This is a genomic window from Streptomyces sp. NPDC041796, from assembly GCF_055590785.1.
Genome location: NZ_JBVJAH010000073.1, coordinates 1 through 4,880 on the forward strand (window position 1 = coordinate 1; position 4,880 = coordinate 4,880).

The following is a 4,880-nucleotide window of genomic DNA, read 5'->3' on the forward strand; positions in this document are numbered from 1 at the left end:
GGTCGCCACGCTCGCGGTGCCGGAGGGGAAGCGGTTCTCGGAGCTGGAGCGGCTGCGCCGGCCGCCGACGCGCACGACGGGCACGGCGTTCGCCCGCGCGCTGGAGCGGGTGGACGAGATCGGCGCGTTCGGCCTGGGCCGGGTGCGGCTGAACAAGATCCCGCCGAACCGGCTGGCGGCCTTGGCCCGCTACGGCCTCGGCTCGAAGGCGGCCGGGCTGGAGCGGGCCGCCGAGCCCAAGCGCACGGCGATGCTGACCGCGGTGATGCGGCACCTGGAGGCCAAGGCCATCGACGAGGCCCTGGACCTGTTCCAGGTCCTGATGGCCACCCGGCTGATCAGCACGGCGAAGCGGGCCACGGACAAGGAACGGCTCTCGACGCTGCCGCAGCTGGAGAAGGCGTCCCGGACACTCGCGCGGGCGGCGAAGGTGCTGTTCGAGGAGCTGGAGCTCGTCGAGACCCACGGCACCGACCTGGACGCGGCGGCGCTGTGGCGGGCGGTGGAGGAGGTCGCCCCGCGCTCGGTGGTGATGAGCGCGGCGGCGCTGGTGGTCTCGCTGGTGCCGGAGGACGAGGATTCGGCCGAGGTCGCCATGCGGGCCGCGCTGGCGAACCGGTACAACACGGTGCGCCCGTTCCTGGCCCTGCTGGGCGAGACGTCCGCGCTGGGGGCGGCGCCGGTCGGGCAGCGGGTGCTGGCCGGGGTGCGGCGGCTTCCGGCGCTGGCGCGGCGGCGGGTGAAGGACAAGCCACTGCTGCCGCGCGAGGTGGACGACAAGCTGGTGCTGGCCGCGTGGCGCAAGGCGGTGTAGGCCAACCCGGATCTGCCGCAGGGGGCGGTGGACCGGGACGGGTACGTGGTGTGCGTGCTGGAGCAGCTGCACCGCGCCCTGAACAACCGCAACGTGTTCGCCTCGCCCTCGCACCGCTGGTCCGACCCGCGCGCCCCGGCTGCTGGACGGCAAGGAGTGGGACGCCGTCTGTGAGGACGTCCTGGCGGGCCTGAGCCTGGACATGCCGGTCGAGGAGCACCTGGCGGGCCTGGTGAGCGCGCTGGACGCGGCGTGGAAGCTGATGGCCGAACGGCTTCAGGAGGCCGGGAAGGAGGCGAAGGTCTCCATCGAGGTCCAGCCGAACGGGCGGGCGAAGCTGAACGTGGACGCGCTCGGCGCGCTGGGCGAGCCCAAGAGCCTGCGGTGGCTGCGCCGGCGGGTGGAGCGGATGCTGCCGAAGGTCGACCTGCCGGACCTGTTGTTCGAGGTGCACGGCTGGACCGGGTTCCTGGATGCCTTCGTGCACCTGGGGGACGGCACCACCCGCATGAAGGACCTGACGACGTCGCTGGTGGCGCTGCTGGTGTCGGAGGCGTGCAACATCGGCATGACCCCGGTGGTCAACCCCGGCATCGAGGCCCTGACCCGCTCCCGGCTGGTCCACGTCGACCAGTTCTACCTGCGCGCTGACACCATCGCCGCGGCGAACTCGAAGCTGATCGCCGCCCAGGCCGAGGTGCCCATCGTGGCGTACTGGGGCGACGGGCTGCTGGCGTCGGTGGACGGGCTGCGGTTCGTCGTCCCCGTGCGCATGCCGCGCCCTCCCCGAAGTACTCGGGTTCAAGCGCGGCATCACCTGGCTGAACGCCGTCAACGACCAGGTCGCGGGCATCGGGCAGATGGTCGTGCCCGGCACGCCGCGCGACTCGCTGCACATCCTGGACGCCCTGCTGAACCTGGACGGCGGGGTGAAGCCGGAGATGGTGGCCACCGACAACGCCTCCTACTCCGACATGGTGTTCGGCCTGTTCAAGATCCTCGGATACAACTTCAGCCCGCGGTTCCGTGACCTGGACGACCAGCGGTTCTGGCGGGCCAGCCTGCCCGGAGTGGAGACGGGATCGTACGGGCCGCTGGAGGACATCTCGCGGAACCGGGTGAACCTGAACAAGGTGATCGCGCACTGGCCGGACATGCTGCGGGTGGCCGGTTCCCTGGTCACCAACCAGGTGAGGGCGTATGACCTGCTGCGGATGTTCGGCCGCGATGGGCGCCCCACGCCGCTGGGGCAGGCGTTCGCCGAGTACGGGCGGATCGCCAAGACGCTACACCTGCTGGCCGTGGTCGACCCGGTGGACGACACCTACCGCCGTCAGATGAACCGTCAGCTGACCGTGCAGGAGTCGCGGCACAAGCTCGCGAGGGACGTGTGCCACGGCAAGCGCGGCACGATCCACCAGGCGACCCGGACGGGATGGAGGACCAGCTCGGCTCGCTCGGCCTGGTCCTGAACGCCGTCGTGCTGTGGACCACGAAGTACATCGACGCCGCTGTCGCCCAGCTGCGGGCAGAAGGCCACGAGATCCGTGACGAGGACATCGCGCGGCTGTCGCCGCTGAAGCACAAGAACCTCAACGTGCTGGGCCGCTACAGGTTCACCGCCTCCGTCCCGGCCGGCGGCACCCTGCGCCCGCTGCGCGACCCGGACGCTCCCGGGCTGGACGACGACGAGGACGGCGACGGAGCGGAGGAAGACTGACCGGGGCCGGGAGTCCCGCCCGTCCCCACGAACATCACGGTCTTTTCGCTGGTCACGGCGCTGGAGCGGGTACCGCGAGGCGTCACGTCGGAAGGGGTGGTGACGCGTTCGCGTACCCGCTTCTCGGCCTTGCGGGCGCGGTAGACGGCCTGGCGGCACGCGGGGCCGCAGTAGACGGCGTCCCTGCGGTGGCCGTGCCCGAGGGCGAAGCGCCGGCCGCACGAGGGGCAGCGTACGACGTGCTCGGTCTCGCGGCGGAGCGTGTACGACAGGCCGATCTCCACGGCCTCCTCGAAGTGGCGGCGCCACCGCCGGGCGGCGGCCTTGCACCGCGCGGAGCAGAACCGCCTGTCGCTGCGGGAGCGCGCCGGCAGCGGCTGGGAGCAGAAGATGTACGCGCAGCGGCGCACCTGCCCGGCCATGCCTTAACCGTACGCCGGGCTGGTGCGGCCGGTCAGTTCGAGGCCGCCGGGCACTCGACGGTTACGGTGCGGACCACGGGCGCCATGTAGGCCGAGGCCGGAGGGGCTCCAGCCGCCAACCGTGTCGGCGGAGCCGGGATCGGGCTGGAGGGCGAAGCCCGCGTCGGCGAGGCAGCGGCCGGCCGCCTCCTGGTCACAGTTCTCCCAGTCCGGGAGATCCAGCGTGGCCAGGACGGCGAGGTCCTGGTCGAGCACGTTGAGCTGATAGCCATGCTCGACCCGGCCGTCCTCGTGCGGGTGGCTGTTCGGCGTGCAGATGGCGGTGAGTTCGGACATGGCACCCATCGTGCCGCAGGGGTCGGACAGTCCCGCTGCTTCGAGCGGACTCGTACACGAACCAGGCGCCCGGGGTGGAGCTCCGTTGCGTCCTCCCGCCGCGGGCGCCTGGAGTTCTTCGCGTCCCGTGGCCCCTGATCAGGGGCGGGGCAGCGGCAGGCCGGGCAGGTGCGGGTGCCGCAGGTGCTGCCCGCCGTCGTAGACGTGCAGCGTGAACGTCTCCGGCCCGGGCTGGCCTGCCTCGTCCTCGATCCCCTCCCACAGTTTCACCGGGCCGCCCTCGCGCACCTCCCACTTGTTCTCGACGGGGGTGAGGGTGGCGGCGGAGCCGGTCACGACGTCCACCAGGTGCACCACCTCGCCCACCGTGGTCATCTGCGCGTCCGGCACGGCGCACTGGGCGAGGAACCGCAGGTGGAACGCCTCCTCGGTCGCGGCCGTGATCCGCTCCGGGCTGTGCCGGGCCGCCCGGCCGGTCTCCGGGAGCCCGGCGGCCCAGTGGGCGGGGTTGCCGAACGCCGGCGCCGCGTGGGTGCGGGCGGACATGAACGACACGGTGCCGCCCAGCAGCTGGCCCTCGCAGTGCCGTCGCCGTTCACGGTGAGCAGGACGCGGGCGTAGCCGTAGAGCCAGCCGGACAGGGTGAGCAGGATCTTCCCGCCCGGCCTCACCTGGGCGAGCAGGGCAGGCGGGACGGCGCGGAAGGAGTAGGCGGCCACGATCCGGTCGAAGGACGCCTCCGGCCAGTACCCGTACAGTCCGTCCGCCACCGCCAGCGTCGGCGTATACCCGCAGCCGTACAGCGCGCTGGCCGCCTGCTGAAGCCGGGGCGGATCGACCTCGATGCTCGTGACGTCCGCGGAGCCGAGGCGCTCGCAGGCGAGCGCGGTGGAGTAGTCGGCGCCGGTGCCGATCTCCAGCACCGTGTGGCCTTCCTGCGCGTCGGCGTCCGCCCACATGCGCACCACCAGTGACGGCAGCGTGGACGACGAGGTGGGCGCCCCGCCGTGCTGCACCTGGGGGTTCTTCCAGTCGGGTTCGTCGCCGTCGAACTGCGTGATCAGCGTCGTGTCGGAGTACGCGGCGGCCAGCCAGCGGCCGTAGTCGAGTTCGGCGGTGACCGGCTCCCACACCGTCAGCCCCTGCCCGTCGCGCCCATCGGCAGGCAGGTAGAAGCCCGGCACGAACCGGTGGCGCGGCACCGTCTCCACGGCCGCCCGCCAGCCGGGAACGGCGAGGACGCCGTCCTCGGCGAGGGCCTTCGCCATTGCCTCGCGCAGCCGCTCGGCGTCTGTCTCCAGGTCGGCGGGCATCATCGCGCTCCGCCTCCTTCCGTGCTCAGGATGTCGGCGAACGCCGCGGTGATCTGCTCGGCGTCGGGCAGCCAGCCCCACTGGCCGTTCGGGTTGCACTCGATGAACACCCAGTCCTCCGGGTGGTCGCCATCGCCGGTGAGGGCGAAGTCCTGTCCGCGACGGCAGACACGCAGAAGTACGGCGGGGGGGGGGGGGGGGGGGGGGGGGGGGGGGGGGGGGGGGGGGGGGGGGGGGGGGGGGGGGGGGGGGGGGGGGGGGGGGGGGGGGGGGGG

The 4,880-nt window shown here is 72.7% G+C and carries 2 protein-coding genes and 2 pseudogenes; 1 reads left to right on the plus strand and 3 read right to left on the minus strand.

Going from position 1 to position 4,880, the window contains the following annotated elements; all coding sequences use genetic code 11:
- Positions 1-2,534, plus strand: a pseudogene (locus ACZ6C1_RS38610) (Tn3 family transposase); the annotation flags it as partial.
- Here the strand turns inward: ACZ6C1_RS38610 and ACZ6C1_RS38615 are convergent.
- The 3 genes and pseudogenes from ACZ6C1_RS38615 to tgmC form a co-directional block, all read right to left on the minus strand.
- Positions 2,423-2,956, minus strand: a complete 534-nt coding sequence (locus tag ACZ6C1_RS38615) for a hypothetical protein (protein WP_469247701.1) — start codon at positions 2,954-2,956, stop codon at positions 2,423-2,425. The pseudogene ACZ6C1_RS38610 and the gene ACZ6C1_RS38615 sit on opposite strands and share 112 nt — an antisense overlap.
- A gap of 3 nt (positions 2,957-2,959) precedes the next feature.
- Complete coding sequence (locus ACZ6C1_RS38620) at positions 2,960-3,292, minus strand: hypothetical protein (RefSeq protein WP_469247703.1); 333 nt, start codon at positions 3,290-3,292, stop codon at positions 2,960-2,962.
- Positions 3,293-3,430: 138 nt separating this feature from the next.
- Positions 3,431-4,608 (minus strand): annotated as a pseudogene (tgmC, locus tag ACZ6C1_RS38625) (ATP-grasp peptide maturase system methyltransferase).
- Positions 4,609-4,880: the final 272 nt, after the last annotated feature.

Coding starts and splice junctions, on each gene's coding strand:
- ACZ6C1_RS38615 (WP_469247701.1), bottom strand. CDS start 2,956: ATGGCCGGGCAGGTGCGCCGCTGCGCGTACATCTTCTGCTCCCAGCCG.
- ACZ6C1_RS38620 (WP_469247703.1), bottom strand. CDS start 3,292: ATGTCCGAACTCACCGCCATCTGCACGCCGAACAGCCACCCGCACGAG.